Raw genomic sequence first — 17,096 nt, 5'->3', positions numbered from 1 at the left:
CGGCCCGTTCCACACGCATACCGCGACCGTCAGTTCTCCGCCGCCACCTTGCTCAGCTCGTCCGCGTCCACGGCCCCGAAGAAGACCTTCCCGTCGTCCGTGACCAGTGCGTTCACCAGAGGCGTCGAGAACAGCCGCCCGCCGTCGGCCTTCTCGGTGAAGGTGTCCAGCATCATGCCCGCGCCGTCCTCGTCCAGCGCTCCGGCCGGCAGGGAGATCTCGCCGACCGTCGTCCAGCCGGAGCCGTGCGTCTCGACGTCCTTCGCCCACGCTGGCGCCTGGCCCTTGTCGGGCGCCGCCTCGCGCTCGCCCAGGTCCTTCTCGGTGACCTGCGCGCCCGCCGGCGGCTTGTAGGCGAAGGTGCCCGCGTCGGGCTTGGCGAAGTCCACCTGCGTGAAGCCCACATCGAGGACCTTGGTGTTGTCGTCCGTGGTCAGCGTGAACTTCAGCGGTACGCCGGTCTCGGCGACGGCGATCCGGATGTCCTTGACCGTCGACGCGTCCTGCTTGGGCGCGATCCTCAGCTGGTACGCGTCCTGGCCGGCGACGCTCGTCGTACCGGCGACCGTCACGGACGAGGTGTCCGCGGTCCGCTCCAGCGCCTCCTGGGCCAGCTCGCGCGGGCTGAGGTCCGCCAGGTCGTCCGGCAGCCCGTGCTCGCCGCCGTCCTTCTTCTCGGCGTCGGCGGCGGCCGCGTCCACGCCCGTGCCGTGGAACACCTCGTCGGACCCGGCGCCGTACGCCCACAGGTCGTCGCCGCTGTGCAGCACGGTGTAGTCCTTGCCGCCCTTGCCGACCAGGGTGACCTTCTGCTTGTCGGGGCCGTCCGCCGCCACCTGCAGCTTGCTCTCGCCGGACAGCAGCGAGGTCAGGTTCTCCGTCGGGTCGGCGCTCGAACCCTTGTCGCCGCCCAGGCCCGCCGGCAGGGCGGGCAGCCCGAGGTCCGTCTGCACCTTCACCGTGCCCTGGACCGTCTCCACGTCGGACTCCAGGACCTTGGTGATCAGATCCTCGGCGGAGATGTCGTCCAGGCCGTCACCGGTCTGCGCCAGCGCCGGCACGAGCCCGATCGTGAGCGCGGTGACACCCGCGATGCCCAGCGGTACGCCGTACCGCAGCGCCTTGCGGGGACGCTCCGGCGGCTCCACGTCGACGGGCTGTTCCGGTCGGATCTGTGCCATGTCGTCCTACCTCCGTAGTGTGCGGTCCGGCACTCGTCCACCCTCGGGTTCATTGTCACCCGATGTGCGTAAGGTGGCCCCCAGGCCGGACTCCATCACACCAAATCCGCGCCCCGCGGTCGTCAGCCTCGGGGCCCGAAGGCGCTACGCCGCGCGGAGGAGAGGGTGGGCTACCACGGGGGTACGGACCCCTAGGGGCAGGCGCCCGAACACACCATCAGCCCGTGCGCTGGACGACCGCCTCGCACAGCCCCTCCAGCGCCGCGCGCGCCGCGCTCTGCGGCAGGGCGGAGAGCATCGACCGCGCCTCCTCGGCGTAGCGGATGGTGTCCCGCCGGGCCTGGTCGAGCGCCGGGTGCTCGCGCAGCCGGGCCAGGGCCTCCGCGTGCCGGGCGTCGTCCGTGAGGTCGCCGTCCAGCAGCGCGCACAGCTCCAGGTCCGCGGGCAGGCCGTCGCGCGCCGCCGCGGCCCGCAGATGGAGCACGGGCAGCGTGGGGATGCCCTCGCGCAGGTCCGTACCCGGGGTCTTGCCGGACTCGTGGGAGTCGGAGGCGATGTCCAGTACGTCGTCGGCGAGCTGGAAGGCCATGCCGATCCGCTCGCCGTACTGCGTGAGCACGTCGATCACGGAGTCCGAGGCGCCCGACAGCAGCGCGCCGAAGCGGCCGGCGACGGCGATCAGCGAGCCGGTCTTGCCGGAGAGGACCTCGAGGTAGTGGTCGATGGGGTCGCGGCCCGCCTGCGGGCCGGCCGTCTCCAGGATCTGGCCGGTGACCAGGCGCTCGAACGCCTGGGCCTGGATCCGCACGGCCTCGGGTCCCAGGTCGGCCAGTATGTTGGAGGCCCGCGAGAAGAGGAAGTCGCCCGTGAGGACGGCCACCGAGTTGTCCCAGCGGGTGTTCGCGGAGGGCACGCCCCGCCGCATGTCGGCCTCGTCCATCACGTCGTCGTGGTACAGCGTCGCCATATGGGTCAGCTCCACCACCACGGCGGACGGGACGACGCCGGGCGCGTGCGGGTCACCGAACTGCGCGGCGAGCATCACCAGCAGCGGACGGAAGCGCTTCCCGCCGGCCCGTACGAGGTGCTGCGCGGCCCCGGTGATGAACGGCACGTCGCTCTTCGTCGCCTCGAGGAGCCCCTCCTCGACGGCCGCCAACCCGGCCTGGACGTCGGCCTCGAGAGCCTCGTCCCGAACGCTGAGCCCGAAGGGTGCGACCACGGTCACGAGGGCTCCTCCTGTCTGCAGACGCTCACGCGAAGCGCGTCGGAATGCGGATTGGACTGTCTGTACGGACAACGCAGTGGAATGTCGATGTGTCGCCAGGCACCACCTTGCACCACGTTCGCAGCGTATCCGGTCACGTAACGATCACAGTGGGCGGCTTCCCCTACGGGTGCCCGCTGAACGTAATGTGAGCGGGCAGCCCACCACCGACCAGGGACACCGAGGAACGGACATGCCCGAGCAGAGCCCGCTCGACCTCGCCGAAGGCCACCCCTTCGGCCCGCAGAACCTCCCGTACGGCGTCTTCACCACCGCGGAGGACAGCACCCCGCGGATCGGCGTACGCCACGGCGACCACGTGCTGGACGCCGGCGCCGCGGCCGCCGCGCTCTCCTCGGACCACGCCGAGCTGCTCGCGGCGCCCACCCTCAACCCGCTCATGGCCGCCGGGCGCACCGTCTGGCAGGCGGTACGGGCCGAGCTGCGCGCGTGGCTGACCGAGCCGGCCCACCGGGCCGCCGTGGAGCCGCTGCTGCGCCCCCTCGACGACGTGACGATGCGGCTGCCCTTCGAGGTCGCGGACTACGTCGACTTCTACGCCAGCGAGCACCACGCCTCCAACGTGGGGCGCATCTTCCGGCCCGACTCGCCCGATCCGCTCACCCCGAACTGGAAGCACCTCCCGATCGGGTACCACGGCCGCTCCGGAACGATCGTCGTCTCCGGGACCCCGGTCGTCCGGCCGTCCGGCCAGCGCAAGACGCCGGCGGATCCGGTGCCGGTCTTCGGGCCCTCGGTGCGGCTGGACATCGAGGCGGAGGTCGCCTTCGTCGTCGGTACGCCCTCCCCGACGGGTACGCCGGTGGCGCGCGGCGACTTCCGCGAGCACGTCTTCGGGGTGTGCCTGCTCAACGACTGGTCGGCGCGCGACCTGCAGGCCTGGGAGTACGTCCCGCTGGGCCCGTTCCTCGGCAAGTCCTTCGCCACCTCCGTCTCCGCCTGGGTCACCCCGCTGGACGCCCTCGAGGCGGCGCGTACGGCGCCCCCGGCCCGTACCCACGAGCTGCTGCCCTACCTCGACGACTCGGCGGACGAGCCGGACGGGCTGGACCTGCGCATCGAGGTCCGGATCAACGGCGAGGCGGTGTCGAACCCGCCGTTCTCCGCCATGTACTGGACGGCCGCCCAGCAGCTGGCCCATATGACGGTCAACGGCGCCTCGCTGCGCACGGGCGACCTCTACGCCTCCGGCACGGTCTCCGGCCCCGAGCCGGACCAGCTGGGCTGCCTGCTGGAGCTCACCCAGGGCAAGGGCCCCTTCCTGGCGGACGGCGACGAGGTCGTCCTCACCGCCTGGGCCCCGGGCCCGGACGGCACGCGCATCGGCCTCGGGGAGGTCGCGGGGCGGATCACGCCGGCCGTGTGATGCGCGGCTGGGTGGGCTGTGCCGTAGCGCTCCTCGTCGGGCTGTCGGGCCTCGCCTGGATGATCTGGTCGACGGTGGCCGGCCCGAACTCGGCGCGGCGGCAGTACGAGGACGGCTACCGGCGCGGCCTGGGCGTCGCCGTACAGGTCCGGGGAGACGGCGATCCCGGATCCGCCGCCGATGCCCTGTGCTCGGAGGGCATGGACTTCCCCGGCAGGGTGTCCGAGTGGCGGGACGGCTGCCTGGACGGCGCGTTCGGCCGGCCGGCGGATCCGCCCTGGTTCTGAGTACGACGAAGGCCCCCGGGGCACCCCCGGGGGCCTTCGTCGTCCCGCCGCTCAGCGCACGAACACGCCCGCGTCGGATGCCAGGTCCAGGAAGTACTGGGGGGCGAGGCCCAGGACCAGGGTGACGGCCACGCCGATCGCGATCGCCGTCGTCGTCAGGGCCGACGGGACCGCCACCGACGGGCCGTCGGCCTTCGGTTCGCTGAAGAACATCAGCACGATCACCCGGATGTAGAAGAACGCGGCGATCGCCGAGGAGATCACACCGATCACCACCAGCGGCACCGCCCCGCCCTCCGCCGCGGCCTTGAACACCGCGAACTTGCCGGAGAACCCGGACGTCAGCGGGATACCGGCGAAGGCCAGCAGGAACACCGCGAAGACCGCCGCCACCAGCGGCGAACGCCGGCCCAGACCCGCCCACTTCGACAGGTGCGTCGCCTCGCCGCCCGCGTCCCGCACCAGCGTCACCACGGCGAACGCGCCGAGCGTGACGAAGGAGTAGGCACCCAGGTAGAAGAGGACCGACGAGACGCCGTCGGGCGTCGCCGCGGTGACACCCGCGAGGATGAAGCCCGCGTGCGCGATCGAGGAGTACGCCAGCAGCCGCTTCACGTCCGTCTGGGTCACGGCGAGGATCGCGCCGATCACCATCGTCGCGATCGCGACGCCCCACATCACCGGCCGCCAGTCCCAGCGCAGGCCCGGCAGTACGACGTAGAGCAGCCGCAGCAGCGCGCCGAACGCGGCGACCTTCGTGGCGGCGGCCATGAAGCCCGTCACCGGCGTCGGGGCGCCCTGGTAGACGTCGGGCGTCCACATGTGGAACGGCACCGCGCCGACCTTGAAGAGCAGACCCACAAGGATCATCGCCCCGCCGATGAGCAGCAGCGCGTCGTTGCCCATCGTCCCGGCGAGGGCCGGGTCCACGTTCTGCTTGGTGCCCTCGACGACCTCGGCGATCCCGGAGTACGTGACCGTCCCCGCGTACCCGTACAGCAGGGCGATGCCGAACAGCAGGAAGGCGGAGGAGAACGCCCCGAGCAGGAAGTACTTGACCGCGGCCTCCTGCGACATGAGCCGCTTGCGGCGGGCCAGGGCGCACAGCAGGTACAGCGGCAGGGAGAAGACCTCCAGCGCCACGAACAGCGTCAGCAGGTCGTTCGCGGCCGGGAAGATCAGCATGCCGGAGACGGCGAACATCGCCAGCGGGTAGACCTCGGTGGTCGTGAAGCCCGCCTTGACCGCGGCCTGTTCGGCCTCGCCGCCCGGCACCGCCGAGCCCTGCGCGGCGAACGAGTCCACGTGCCGCCCGTGCTGCTGGGGGTCCAGCCGCCGCTCGGCGAAGGTGAACACCGCCACCGCCGCCACCAGCAGGATCGTGCCCTGCAGGAACAGCGCCGGCCCGTCCATCGCGATGGCGCCCATCGCGATGACACCCGCGTCCTTCGTCGCGTACCCGTCGAGGGCCAGCGAGATCACCGAGCCGAACGCGGCCGCCAGACCCGCGAAGGCCAGCACCGTCTGCGTCACGTACCGGCTGCCGCGCGGCAGGAACGCCTCGACCAGCACGCCCGCGACCGCCACGCCCAGCACGATCAGTACGGGCAGCAGCTGTCCGTACTCGATGTGCGGCGCCTCGAACTTCGCCGGCTCCTGCGCCACCGTCCACAGGCTGTGGACAGAGTTCATGGTGCTCACTCGTGGCCTCCGTCAGCACTCTCGGCGTGCGCCGGCTGGTAGTCGAACCAGCCCGCGTCCGTGACCGGCTGGTCGGGCGCGGGGTCCTTCTTCTGTACGTCGGACATCGTCTGCTCCACGGCGGGGTTGACGATGTCGGTGAGGGGCTTGGGGTAGATGCCCAGGCCGATCAGCAGCGCGATCAGCGGGGCCACCACCAGCAGCTCGCGCACCTTCAGGTCGGGCAGCTTCTCGACGCCCTCGCGCACCGGGCCGGTCATCGTCCGCTGGTACAGGACGAGGACGTACAGCGCGGCCAGGATGATGCCGAGGGTGGCGATGATCCCGACGGCCGGATAGCGGGCGAAGGCCCCGACCAGCACCAGGAACTCGCTGACGAACGGCGCCAGTCCCGGCAGCGACAGGGTGGCCAGACCGCCCACCAGGAACGTGCCCGCGAGCACCGGCGCCACCTTCTGCACCCCGCCGTAGTCGGCGATGAGCCGCGACCCGCGCCGCGAGATCAGGAACCCGGCCACCAGCATCAGCGCGGCCGTCGAGATCCCGTGGTTGACCATGTACAGCGTGGCACCGCTCTGGCCCTGCGAGGTCATCACGAAGATGCCGAGGATGATGAACCCGAAGTGGGAGATCGACGCGTACGCCACCAGCCGCTTGATGTCCCGCTGGCCGACGGCCAGCAGCGCGCCGTAGATGATGCTGATCAGCGCGAGCACCAGGATCGCCGGCGTGGCCCACTCGCTGGCCTCCGGGAAGAGGCCGAGGCAGTAGCGGAGCATCGCGAAGGTGCCGACCTTGTCGACCACCGCGGTGATCAGCACGGCGACCGGCGCCGTCGACTCGCCCATGGCGTTGGGCAGCCAGGTGTGCAGCGGCCACAGCGGGGCCTTGACGGCGAAAGCGAAGAAGAAGCCGAGGAACAGCCAGCGTTCGGTGCTGGTGCTCATCGACAGGTCGCCGTTCGCCCGGGCCTGGAGGATCTCCGGCAGGGAGAAGGTGCCGGCGCCGAGCTGGTCGCTGGTGACGACGAAGACGCCGATCACCGCGGCCAGCATGATCAGGCCGCCGACCAGGTTGTAGAGGAGGAACTTCACGGCCGCGTACGAGCGCTGCCGCGCCGCCTCCTCCTCGCCGTGCTGGTGGGCGCGGTCGCCGAAGCCGCCGATGAGGAAGTACATCGGGATGAGCATGGCTTCGAAGAAGATGTAGAAGAGGAAGACGTCGGTGGCCTCGAAGGAGATGATCACCATCGCCTCGACGCCCAGGATCAGGGCGAAGAAGCCCTGGGTGGGCCGCCAGCGCGAGGAGTTGGTCTCCAGGGGGTCGGCGTCGTTCCAGCCGGCCGCGATGATGAACGGGATCAGCAGCGCGGTCAGCAGCACCAGCGCGACGCCGATGCCGTCGACGCCCAGTTCGTAACGGACCCCGAAGTCCTTGATCCAGGCATGCGACTCGGTGAGCTGGTAGCGCGCGCCGCCCGGCTCGAACCGGACCGCGACCACGATCGCCAGCACCAGCGTCGCCACCGACACCAGCAGCGCCAGCCACTTGGCGGTGGTGCGCTTGGCCGCGGGCACGGCGGCCGTGGCGATCGCCCCGAGGGCGGGGACCGCGGCCGTCGCCGTCAGCAAGGGGAAAGACATATCAGACCGCCCTCATCAGCAGGGTGGCGGCGATGAGCACCGCCGCGCCGCCGAACATCGAGACCGCATACGAGCGGGCGAAGCCGTTCTGGATCCGGCGCAGCCGGCCGGAGAGCCCGCCCACGGACGCCGCGGTGCCGTTCACGACCCCGTCGACCACCGAGTGGTCGAGGTAGACCAGGCCGCGGGTGAGGTACTCGCCGGGCTTGACCAGCACGACGTGGTTGAAGTCGTCCTGCAGCAGATCGCGCCGGGCCGCCCGGGTGAGCAGCGAGCCGCGCGGGGCGACGACCGGCACGGGACGGCGGGCGTACATCGCCCAGGCCCCGGCGACGCCGATCGCCATGCAGGTGAGGGCCGCCGCGGAGATGACGCCCGCGCTGTACGCCGGGTCGCCGTGCTCGTGCGCGGTCACCGGCTCCAGCCACTTCAGGAACCGGTCGCCGAGGGCGAAGAACGCGCCCGCGAAGACCGACCCGAAGGCCAGCAGGATCATCGGGATCGTCATGGACTTGGGCGACTCGTGCGGGTGCGGCTCGTGGCCGTCCGCGTCCGGCTGCCAGCGCTTCTCGCCGAAGAACGTCATGATCATCATGCGCGTCATGTAGAACGCGGTGATCGCGGCGCCGAGCAGCGTGACCCCGCCGAGGATCAGACCCTCGTTGCCGCCCTTGGCGAAGGCGGCCTCGATGATCCCGTCCTTGGAGAAGAAGCCGGACAGCGGGAACATGCCGATGATCGCCAGATAGCCGAGCCCGAACGTCACGAAGGTGATCGGCATGTGCTTGCGCAGCCCGCCGTACTTCCGCATGTCGACCTCGTCGTTCATGCCGTGCATGACCGAACCGGCGCCGAGGAAGAGGCCCGCCTTGAAGAAGCCGTGCGTGACCAGGTGCATGATCGCGAAGACGTAGCCGATCGGGCCGAGGCCGGCCGCCAGGATCATGTAGCCGATCTGCGACATCGTCGAGCCCGCGAGGCCCTTCTTGATGTCGTCCTTCGCGCAACCGACGATCGCACCGAAGAGCAGCGTGACCGCGCCGACCACGACGACCGCCAGCTGGGCATCCGGCGCCCCGTTGAAGATGGCGCCCGACCGCACGATCAGGTACACGCCCGCCGTCACCATCGTCGCCGCGTGGATGAGCGCCGACACCGGGGTCGGGCCCTCCATCGCGTCGCCGAGCCAGGACTGCAGCGGCACCTGGGCCGACTTGCCGCAGGCGGCGAGCAGCAGCATCAGGCCGATGGCCGTGAGCTTGCCCTCACCGGTGTCCGCCGCCGCCCCCAGCACCGGCCCGAAGGCGAAGGTGCCGAAGGTGGTGAACATGATCATGATGGCGATGGACAGGCCGACGTCGCCGACCCGGTTGACGATGAACGCCTTCTTCGCCGCGGTCGCCGCACTGGGCTTGTGCTGCCAGAAGCCGATCAGCAGGTACGACGCGAGACCCACGCCCTCCCAGCCGACGTACAGCAGCAGGTAGTTGTCGGCGAGGACGAGCAGCAGCATCGCCGCGAGGAACAGGTTCAGATAGCCGAAGAAGCGGCGCCGCTTCTCGTCGTGCTCCATGTACCCCATCGAGTACATGTGGATCAGCGATCCGACGCCGGTGATCAGCAGCACGAACGTCATCGACAGCTGGTCCAGCTGGAAGCCGACGTCCGCCTGGAAGCCCTCCACCGGGATCCAGCTGTAGAGCGTGGTGTGCAGGCCCCGGTCGTCGGGGTCCTTGCCGAGCATGTCGGCGAAGAGCGCCAGACCGATTCCGAAGGACGCGAACGCGAGGACCGTGCCGAGCACATGCCCGATCCCGTCCAGCCGTCGCCCGCCGCAGAGCAGCAGGGCAGCACCCAGCAGCGGCGCCGCGACGAGCAATCCGATGAGTGACTCCACTGGTACGTACCCCTTACAGCTTCATCAGGCTGGCGTCGTCGACCGAGGCCGAGTGACGGGAGCGGTAGAGCGAGACGATGATCGCCAGGCCGACCACGACTTCGGCGGCGGCGACGACCATCGTGAAGAACGCGATGATCTGGCCGTCGAGGTTGCCGTGCATCCGGGAGAAGGTGACCAGCGTCAGGTTGCAGGCGTTCAGCATCAGCTCGATGCACATGAAGACGATGATCGCGTTGCGCCGGATCAGCACCCCGGCGGCGCCGATGGTGAAGAGCAGGGCGGCCAGATAGAGATAGTTGACCGGGTTCACTTCGCGTCCACCTCCGTCCGGGAGCTGTCGGAGTTACGGGGGCTCCCGGGCTTGCGGGTGCTCACGGACTCCTCCTTGCCCTGGTAGTCGGCGGTGCGCTGCTCCAGCGCGGCCAGATCGTTCAGCGCCTGCTCCGAGACGTCGCGGACCTGGCCGCGGTCGCGCAGGGTCTGGATGACGGTGAGCTCCGACGGGGTGCCGTCGGGCAGCAGGCCCGCAATGTCGACCGCGTTGTGCCGGGCGTAGACGCCGGGCGCCGGCAGCGGGGTGACCTGCGTGCCGTCCTTGACCCGGGCCTCCGCCTGCTCGCGCTGGGTGAGCGCTCGCTCGGTGCGCTCCTTGTGCGTGAGCACCATGCCGGCGACGGCCGCGGTGATCAGCAGGGCGCCGGTGAGCTCGAAGGCGAAGACGTACTTGGTGAAGATCAGCTGGGCCAGGCCCTGGACGTTGCCGCCGGCGTTGGCCTCCTTCAGCCCGTTGAACTGGGTGAGGGAGGCGTTGCCGAGCCCGGCCATCAGCAGGACGCCGAAGCCGATCCCGCAGACGACGGCCATCAGCCGCTGGCCCTTGATGGTCTCCTTCAGCGAGTCGGCGGCGGTGATGCCGACGAGCATCAGCACGAAGAGGAAGAGCATCATGACCGCGCCGGTGTAGACGACGATCTGCACGACGCCCAGGAAGTACGCGCCGTTCGCCAGGTAGAAGACGGCGAGGATCACCATCGTCCCGGCGAGGCAGAGCGCGGAGTGCACGGAGCGCTTCATCCACACCGTGCCCAGCGCCCCGGCCACGGCGAACACGGCCAGCACCCAGAACTGGGCGGCCTCGCCGGACGAGGTCTGGTAGGTGGCTGCAAGAGCGTTCATACCCCGGCCTCCTCACCGGTCGGCTGCTCGCCCTTGCTGACCGCCACCTGCCGCTCCGTGCCCGGGGCGGCCTCGGTGACGAGACCCGAGTAGTAGTCCTTCTCGGTCATCCCGGGGAAGATCGCGTGCGGGGAGTCGACCATGCCCTCCTCCAGGCCCGCGAGCAGCTCCTCCTTGGTGTAGATGAGCGATTCGCGGGAGGAGTCGGCGAGTTCGTACTCGTTGGTCATGGTCAGCGCCCGGGTGGGGCACGCCTCGACGCACAGTCCGCACAGGATGCAGCGCAGATAGTTGATCTGGTAGACGCGGCCGTAGCGCTCGCCCGGCGAGTAGCGCTCCTCGTCGGTGTTGTCCGCGCCCTCGACGTAGATCGCGTCGGCCGGGCAGGCCCAGGCGCACAGCTCGCAGCCGATGCACTTCTCCAGGCCGTCCGGATGCCGGTTGAGCTGGTGGCGGCCGTGGAAGCGCGGGGCGGTGGGCTTCTTGTACTCCGGGTACTGCTCGGTCAGCCGCTTCTTGAACATGGCCTTGAAGGTCACGCCGAAGCCGGCGACGGGGTTCAGCCGCTTGGGCTTGTCGTCAGACACCGTCGTCCTCCTTGCCTTCTCCGGTGGTCTCGGGTGCTGCACCGCCCACGAGCTCCCGCTGCCGCGAGGGGCGGCGCGGGACGGGCGGCAGGGTCTGGCCGGGCAGCGGGGGTACGGGGAAACCGCCGGCCATCGGGTCGAAGTCCTTCTTCGCGTACGCCTCCTGCGCGGCCTTCTCCTTCTCGCCCTGCTCGCGGAAGAAGTCCACGACGAAGGAGAGGAGGAGCAGGGCCAGGACGCCGCCGCCGACGTAGAGCACGATCTGCTGGAAGTCGTAGTCCTCGTTGCGCAGCGCGCGGACCGTGGCGACGAGCATCAGCCAGACCATGGAGACCGGGATGAGGATCTTCCAGCCCAGCTTCATGAACTGGTCGTAGCGCACGCGCGGCAGGGCGGCGCGGATCCAGACGAAGAAGAAGATCAGCGCGAGCAGCTTCACGGTGAACCAGAGCATCGGCCACCAGCCGCTGTTGGCGCCCTCCCAGACGCTGCTGACCGGCGCCGGGGCGCGCCAGCCGCCGAGGAAGAGCGTCACGGCGATCGCGGAGACGGTCACCAGGTGGACGTACTCGCTGAGCATGAAGAGCGCGAACTTGATCGACGAGTACTCGGTGTTGAAGCCGCCGACCAGGTCGCCCTCGGACTCCGGCATGTCGAAGGGCGCGCGGTGCGCCTCGCCGACCATGGCCACCAGGTAGATCAGGAAGGAGACCGGCAGCAGGATGACGAACCAGCGCTCCTGCTGGGCCTCGACGATCGTCGAGGTGGACATGGAGCCGGAGTACATGAAGACCGCGGCGAAGGACAGGCCCATCGCGACCTCGTACGAGATCACCTGGGCTGTCGCCCGGACGCCGCCGAGCAGCGGGTAGGTCGAGCCGGAGGACCAGCCGGCGAGCACCACGCCGTACGCCGCGATCGACGCGGTGGCCAGCACGAAGAGCATCGCGACCGGCAGGTCGGTCAGCTGCATCGTGGTGCGCTCGCCGAAGATCGAGACCTCGTTGTCGGCGGGGCCGAAGGGGATCACCGCGATGGCCATGAAGGCGGGCACCGTGGCGACGATCGGCGCCAGGATGTACACCGCCTTCGCCGCGCCCTTGACGGTGATGTCCTCCTTCAGCATCAGCTTCACGCCGTCCGCGAGGGACTGCAGCAGACCCCACGGACCGTGCCGGTTGGGGCCGATGCGCAGCTGCATCCAGCCGACGACCTTGCGCTCGAAGACGATCGACATGAGGACGATCACCATCAGGAACGCGAAGCAGAAGACCGCCTTCAGCAGGACCAGCCACCAGGTGTCGCGGCCGAACATGGTGAGGTCCTCGGTGACGGCGAGGGTGGTGAGCGTGCTCACTGGGTCACCTCCTGGGTGGTGGCTGCGGTCGCCGGGCCCACCGTCACCATGTCGCCGGGCTGCGCGCCCGTCGCGTCGGTGACGCCGGGGGCCGTCGACCGCAGCGGCAGCCAGACCACGCGGTCCGGCATCTCCGCGGTCACCTGCAGGGGCAGGGTCACGGCGCCGCGCGGGCCGGTGACGGCGAGCACGTCGCCGTCCTTGACGCCGGCCTCGTCCGCGGTGGCCGGGGAGAGCCGGGCCACGGCGGCGTGCCGGGTGGCGGCGAGCGCCTCGTCGCCCTCCTGCAGCCGCCCGTCGTCCAGCAGCAGCCGGTGTCCGGCTAGGACGGCCTGGCCGGACTGCGGGTCGGGCAGGGCGCGGGTGGAGTCGGCGGGCGCCGCGGGGCGGGCACCCGTCCACACCCCGAGCCGCTCCAGCTCGGCGCGGACGGTGCGGACGTCGGGCGTGCCCAGGTGTACGTCCATGGCGTCGGCCAGCATGGTCAGCACGCGGTGGTCGGCCGGGGCGAGCCGGCGGGTCATCTGGTCGGGCTTGAGCGCGGCCTCGAACGGCCGGGCGCGGCCCTCCCAGTTGAGGAACGTGCCGGACTTCTCGGCGACCGCGGCCACCGGGAGCACGACGTCGGCGTGCGCGGTGACCTCGCTGGGCCGCTGCTCCAGGCTGACGACGAAGCCGACCTGTGCGAGGGCCTCGCGCGCCAGCGCCGGGTCGGGCAGGTCCGCGACCTCGACGCCGCCGACGACCAGCGCGCCCAGTTCGCCGCCCGCGGCGGCCGCGACGATCTGCGCGGTGTCGCGGCCGTGCCTGCTGGGCAGTTCGCCCAGCCCCCAGGCCGTGGCGGTCTGCGCGCGGGCCTCGGGGTCGGTCGCGGGACGGCCGTACGGCAGCAGCCCGGGCAGGGCGCCGGCCTCGATCGCGGCGCGCTCGCCGGCGCGGCGCGGGATCCACACCAGCGCGGCGCCGGTGGCGTCCGCGAGCCGGGCGGCGGCGGTGAGCCCGCCGGCCACGGCCGCCAGGCGCTCGCCGACGATGATCACGGCACCCGGCTCGCGCAGGGCCTCGGCCGCGCGCGTGCCGTCGTCGCCGAGGCCCTGGCCGGTGGCGAGGGCGTCCAGCCACTGCGGTTCGGTGCCGGGCGCGGCGGGCAGCAGGGTGCCGCCGGCCTTCGCCAGGCCCCGGGTGGTGTGGGTGGCGAGGGAGAAGGTGCGCTGCTGGTGCTTGCGCCAGGCCTTGCGCAGCCGCAGGAAGACGCCGGGGGCCTCCTCCTCCGACTCGAACCCGGCGAGCAGCACCGCGGGCGCCTGCTCCAGCGCGGTGTACGACACCCCGCTCCCGTCGAGGTCGAGCCCCTGCCCGGCGACGCGGGCGGCGAGGAACTCGGCCTCCTCCGCGGAGTGCGCGCGGGCCCGGAAGTCGATGTCGTTGGTGTCGAGCGCGACCCGGGCGAACTTGGCGTAGGCGTAGGCGTCCTCGACGGTCAGCCGGCCGCCGGTGAGCACGCCGGTGCGGCCCTTCGCGCCCGCGAGCCCCGAGGCGGCGGCGTCGAGGGCCTCCGGCCAGGAGGCGGGCTCCAGCTCACCGGTCTCCGCGTTCCGTACGAGCGGGGTGGTGAGCCGGTCGGGGAGCTGGGCGTAGCGGAAGCCGAAGCGGCCCTTGTCGCACATCCACTCCTCGTTGACCTCCGGGTCGTTGGCGGCGAGCCGCCGCATGACCTTGCCGCGCCGGTGGTCGGTGCGGGTGGCGCAGCCGCCGGCGCAGTGCTCGCACACGCTCGGGCTCGACACCAGGTCGAAGGGCCGGGAGCGGAAGCGGTACATCTTCGAGGTGAGCGCGCCGACCGGGCAGATCTGGATGGTGTTGCCGGAGAAGTACGACTCGAACGGGTCGCCCTCCCCCGTACCCACCTGCTGCAGCGCGCCGCGCTCCAGCAGTTCGATCATCGGGTCGCCGGCGATCTGGTTGGAGAAGCGGGTGCAGCGCGCGCAGAGCACGCAGCGCTCGCGGTCGAGCAGCACCTGGGCGCTGATCGGGACCGGCTTCTCGAAGGTGCGCTTCCTGCCCTCGAAGCGGCTGTCGGCCTGGCCGTGGCTCATGGCCTGGTTCTGCAGCGGGCACTCGCCGCCCTTGTCGCAGACGGGGCAGTCCAGCGGGTGGTTGATGAGCAGCAGCTCCATCACACCGCGCTGCGCCTTCTCGGCGACGGGGCTGGACAGCTGGGTCTTGACGACCATGCCGTCGGTGCAGGTGATCGTGCAGGAGGCCATGGGCTTGCGCTGGCCCTCGACCTCGACGATGCACTGGCGGCAGGCGCCGGCGGGGTCGAGGGCGGGGTGGTCGCAGAACCTCGGGATCTCGATCCCGAGCTGCTCGGCGGCCCGGATCACCAGGGTGCCCTTGGGGACGCTGATCTCGACGCCGTCGATGGTCAGCGACACCAGGTCTTCCGGCGGGATCGCCGCGCCTCCCCCGGCGGGGGCGGACCCCGAGGATGCCGTGACGGTCATGCGTCCACCTCCGGGTGGGACTCGTGTACGGAACTCATGCGGACGCCCCCGAATCCGCCCACAGCGTGGACTTCGTGTGGTCGAAGGGGCAGCCCTTGCCCGTGACATGCTGCTCGTACTCGTCGCGGAAGTACTTCAGGGACGAGAAGATCGGCGCCGCGGCGCCGTCGCCCAGCGCGCAGAAGGACTTGCCGTTGATGTTGTCGGCGATGTCGTAGATCTTGTCGAGATCCGCCATCGACGCCTTCCCGGCCTCGATGTCCCGCATCAGCTGGACCAGCCAGTACGTGCCCTCGCGGCACGGCGTGCACTTGCCGCAGGACTCGTGCGCGTAGAACTCGGTCCACCGGGTGACGGCCCGCACGACGCACGTCGTCTCGTCGAAGCACTGCAGCGCCTTCGTGCCGAGCATGGAGCCCGCGGCGCCCACACCCTCGTAGTCCAGCGGTACGTCGAGGTGCTCCTCGGTGAACATCGGCGTCGACGACCCGCCCGGCGTCCAGAACTTCAGCCGGTGGCCGGGCCGCATCCCGCCGCCCATCTCGAGCAGCTGGCGCAGCGTGATCCCGAGCGGTGCCTCGTACTGCCCGGGGCGGGCGACGTGCCCGCTCAGCGAGTAGAGCGTGAAGCCGGGGGACTTCTCCGACCCCATCGACTTGAACCAGTCCTTGCCCCGGTGCATGATCGCCGGCACCGACGCGATGGACTCGACGTTGTTCACCACGGTCGGGCAGGCGTAGAGGCCCTCGACCGCCGGGAACGGCGGCCGCAGCCTGGGCTGTCCGCGCCGCCCCTCCAGCGAGTCGAGCAGCGCGGTCTCCTCACCGCAGATGTACGCGCCCGCGCCCGCGTGCACCGTCAGCTCCAGGTCGAAGCCGGAGCCCAGCACGTTCTTGCCGAGGTAGCCCGCGGCGTACGCCTCGCGCACCGCCTCGTGCAGCCGGCGCAGCACCGGGACGACCTCGCCGCGCAGATAGATGAAGGCGTGGCCCGAGCGGATCGCGTGGCACGCGATCACGATGCCCTCGATCAGGGAGTGCGGGTTGGCGAAGAGCAGCGGGATGTCCTTGCAGGTGCCCGGCTCCGACTCGTCGGCGTTGACGACGAGGTAGTGCGGCTTGCCGTCGCCCTGCGGGATGAACTGCCACTTCATCCCGGTGGGGAAGCCCGCGCCGCCGCGCCCGCGCAGCCCGGAGTCCTTGACGTACGCGATGACGTCGTCGGGCTGCATGGCCAGGGCCTTCTTCAGGCCCTGGTAGCCGTCGTGACGCAGATACGTCGCGAGCGTCCAGGACTCGGGGTCGTCCCAGAAGGCGGAGAGCACCGGGGAGAGCAGCTTGTCGGGGCTCGTCTCGTTGATCTCGGCGGTCACCGACATCACTTCCCCTCCTCATCGGTGACGGGTGGCTCTGCGGCGTGCGACCGGGGCGAGACGACCTTCCCGGTCTCGCCCTTGGCCAGCTTCAGCCCCGCCAGCGAGGCGGGACCGGCGCCGCCGCTCTCGGCGACCGCGCCCTCGCGCTGGTCGGGGAAGCCCGCCAGGATCCGCGAGGTCTCCTTGAAGGTGCACAGCCTCGCGCCGCGGGTGGGCGCGACCTCGCCGCCCGCCCGCAGCTCGTCGACCAGCTGCTTCGCGGACTCGATGGTCTGGTTGTCGAAGAACTCCCAGTTGACCATCACCACCGGCGCGAAGTCGCAGGCCGCGTTGCACTCGATGTGCTCCAGGGTGACCTTGCCGTCGCCGGTGGTCTCCCCGTTGCCCACGGCGAGGTGCTCCTGCAGCGCCTCGAAGATGGCGTCGCCGCCCATGACCGCGCACAGCGTGTTGGTGCACACGCCCACCTGGTACTCGCCGGACGGCTTGCGCCGGTACATGGAGTAGAAGGTGGCGACCGCGGTCACCTCGGCCGTCGTCAGGTCCAGCGTCTCGGCGCAGAACCGGACGCCGGTCCGCGTCACGTACCCCTCCTCCGCCTGCACCAGGTGCAGCAGCGGCAGCAGCGCGGAGCGGCTGTCGGGGTAGCGCGCGACGAGCTCGGCCGCGTCGGCGTCCAGCCGGGCGCGGACCTCGGCGGGATAGTCGGGGGCGGGGAGCTGCGGCAT

The 17,096-nt window shown here is 70.9% G+C and carries 14 protein-coding genes; 2 read left to right on the top strand and 12 right to left on the bottom strand.

Translation table 11 applies throughout. The annotated features are described in order from the left end of the window. Positions 1-29: 29 nt before the first annotated feature. Both AB0M28_RS07840 and AB0M28_RS07835 read right to left on the bottom strand, forming a co-directional pair. Complete coding sequence (locus tag AB0M28_RS07840) at positions 30-1,181, bottom strand: hypothetical protein (protein ID WP_365399455.1); 1,152 nt, start codon at positions 1,179-1,181, stop codon at positions 30-32. A 217-nt stretch (positions 1,182-1,398) separates the two neighbouring features. Continuing rightward, entirely contained in the window at positions 1,399-2,409 is a 1,011-nt protein-coding gene (locus AB0M28_RS07835; protein WP_365399452.1) for a polyprenyl synthetase family protein, read from the bottom strand. 232 nt (positions 2,410-2,641) lie between these two features. On the opposite strand from AB0M28_RS07835, the gene fahA reads away from it, so the two are divergent. Both fahA and AB0M28_RS07825 read left to right on the top strand, forming a co-directional pair. Further along, a complete protein-coding gene (gene fahA / locus AB0M28_RS07830; RefSeq protein ID WP_365399449.1) occupies positions 2,642-3,835 on the top strand; it encodes a fumarylacetoacetase in 1,194 nt (397 codons plus the stop codon). A gap of 11 nt (positions 3,836-3,846) precedes the next feature. After that, entirely contained in the window at positions 3,847-4,122 is a 276-nt protein-coding gene (locus tag AB0M28_RS07825; RefSeq protein ID WP_365399446.1) for a hypothetical protein, read from the top strand. Between the two features lie 51 nt (positions 4,123-4,173). Here the strand turns inward: AB0M28_RS07825 and nuoN are convergent, their stop codons facing one another. Genes nuoN through nuoE form a run of 10 tightly spaced genes read right to left on the bottom strand, consistent with a single transcriptional unit; the run spans position 4,174 to position 17,096 of the window. Next, positions 4,174-5,823, bottom strand: a complete 1,650-nt coding sequence (nuoN, locus tag AB0M28_RS07820) for an NADH-quinone oxidoreductase subunit NuoN (protein WP_365399443.1) — start codon at positions 5,821-5,823, stop codon at positions 4,174-4,176. Next, positions 5,820-7,466, bottom strand: coding sequence for an NADH-quinone oxidoreductase subunit M (locus AB0M28_RS07815; RefSeq protein ID WP_365399440.1), 1,647 nt, complete (start codon positions 7,464-7,466; stop codon positions 5,820-5,822). The genes nuoN and AB0M28_RS07815 overlap by 4 nt, the downstream gene beginning before the upstream one ends. 1 nt (position 7,467) lies before the next feature. Then, a complete protein-coding gene (gene nuoL, locus AB0M28_RS07810; RefSeq protein ID WP_365399437.1) occupies positions 7,468-9,363 on the bottom strand; it encodes an NADH-quinone oxidoreductase subunit L in 1,896 nt (631 codons plus the stop codon). Positions 9,364-9,376: 13 nt separating this feature from the next. Then, complete coding sequence (nuoK, locus tag AB0M28_RS07805) at positions 9,377-9,676, bottom strand: NADH-quinone oxidoreductase subunit NuoK (RefSeq protein WP_365399434.1); 300 nt, start codon at positions 9,674-9,676, stop codon at positions 9,377-9,379. Then, on the bottom strand, positions 9,673-10,542 hold the full coding sequence (locus AB0M28_RS07800; RefSeq protein ID WP_365399432.1) for an NADH-quinone oxidoreductase subunit J: 870 nt from the start codon (positions 10,540-10,542) through the stop codon (positions 9,673-9,675). Before AB0M28_RS07800 ends, nuoK begins: the two co-directional genes overlap by 4 nt. Beyond that, positions 10,539-11,129 carry an NADH-quinone oxidoreductase subunit NuoI gene (nuoI, locus tag AB0M28_RS07795; protein WP_365399429.1) on the bottom strand — a complete coding sequence of 197 codons (591 nt, stop codon included), beginning with the start codon at positions 11,127-11,129 and terminating at the stop codon, positions 10,539-10,541. Before nuoI ends, AB0M28_RS07800 begins: the two co-directional genes overlap by 4 nt. Then, positions 11,122-12,444, bottom strand: coding sequence for an NADH-quinone oxidoreductase subunit NuoH (nuoH, locus tag AB0M28_RS07790; protein ID WP_365399691.1), 1,323 nt, complete (start codon positions 12,442-12,444; stop codon positions 11,122-11,124). Before nuoH ends, nuoI begins: the two co-directional genes overlap by 8 nt. Before the next feature lie 38 nt (positions 12,445-12,482). Beyond that, positions 12,483-14,993, bottom strand: a complete 2,511-nt coding sequence (locus AB0M28_RS07785; RefSeq protein WP_365399426.1) for an NADH-quinone oxidoreductase subunit G — start codon at positions 14,991-14,993, stop codon at positions 12,483-12,485. A gap of 34 nt (positions 14,994-15,027) precedes the next feature. Further along, positions 15,028-16,371 carry an NADH-quinone oxidoreductase subunit NuoF gene (gene nuoF, locus AB0M28_RS07780; RefSeq protein ID WP_365399423.1) on the bottom strand — a complete coding sequence of 448 codons (1,344 nt, stop codon included), beginning with the start codon at positions 16,369-16,371 and terminating at the stop codon, positions 15,028-15,030. After that, on the bottom strand, positions 16,371-17,096 hold the full coding sequence (gene nuoE, locus AB0M28_RS07775) for an NADH-quinone oxidoreductase subunit NuoE (protein WP_365399688.1): 726 nt from the start codon (positions 17,094-17,096) through the stop codon (positions 16,371-16,373). The genes nuoF and nuoE overlap by 1 nt, the downstream gene beginning before the upstream one ends.

The organism is Streptomyces sp. NPDC051940 (genome assembly GCF_040680895.1).
GTDB lineage: Bacteria > Actinomycetota > Actinomycetes > Streptomycetales > Streptomycetaceae > Streptomyces.
This window is presented reverse-complemented; position numbering and strand designations above follow the sequence as displayed.